Source organism: Polaromonas sp. P3_C2, from assembly GCF_056402675.1.
This window is the reverse complement of record NZ_JBFUGX010001064.1, coordinates 1-924: the sequence shown is the minus strand read 5'-3', so window position 1 is coordinate 924 and position 924 is coordinate 1. Positions and strand designations below refer to the sequence as shown.

The 924-nt window shown below is 55.7% G+C and carries 1 protein-coding gene; it reads left to right on the top strand.

Going from position 1 to position 924, the window contains the following annotated elements:
- On the top strand, positions 1–924 hold a 924-nt coding region (locus AC1DWI_RS24575), incomplete at both ends, for an ATPase, T2SS/T4P/T4SS family (RefSeq protein WP_477726103.1).

Genomic DNA, 924 nt, shown 5'->3' with positions numbered 1-924 from the left:
GCTTTCAGCATGCGCGCTTCCGACCTGCATTTCGAGCCGTTTGAACATACCTACAGGGTGCGCTTCCGGGTGGACGGCGAATTGCGCGAAATCGCGTCACCACCGGTCGCCATCAAGGAAAAGCTTGCCGCGCGCATCAAGGTTATCTCCAAGCTGGATATCTCGGAAAAACGCGTACCGCAAGACGGCAAAATGAAGCTCAAGATCGGCCCCGATCGGGTCATCGATTTCCGGGTGAGCACCTTGCCGACCATGTATGGCGAAAAAATCGTTATCCGTATTCTGGATCCGAGTAGCGCCAAACTGGGCATTGATGCACTGGGGTATGAAACGATTGAAAAAGAGCGCCTGATGGCCGCGATTCAGCGACCCTACGGCATGGTGCTGGTGACGGGGCCCACGGGTTCCGGTAAAACCGTGTCGCTGTACACCTGCCTGAATATTCTGAACAAGCCGGGTGTCAACATTGCCACCGCTGAGGATCCCGCCGAAATCACATTGCCCGGTGTCAACCAGGTCAGCATGAATGACAAGGCTGGCATGACTTTTTCTGTCGCGCTCAAAGCTTTTTTGCGGCAGGATCCGGACATGATCATGGTCGGTGAGATTCGCGATCTTGAAACGGCTGATATCGCCATCAAGGCCGCGCAGACCGGCCACATGGTCATGTCCACGCTGCATACGAACGACGCACCCACCACGTTGACGCGTATGCGCAACATGGGCATTGCTCCTTTTAATATTGCTTCAAGCGTGATTCTGATCACGGCCCAGCGCCTTGCTCGCCGGCTTTGCCCTAACTGCAAGTCTCCTGCTGATATCCCTCGCGAGACATTGCTGGAGGCCGGTTTCAAAGAGGATGACGTCGACGGCTCGTGGACGCCGTATCGGCCTGTGGGTTGCTCCATGTGCACAAATGGTTAC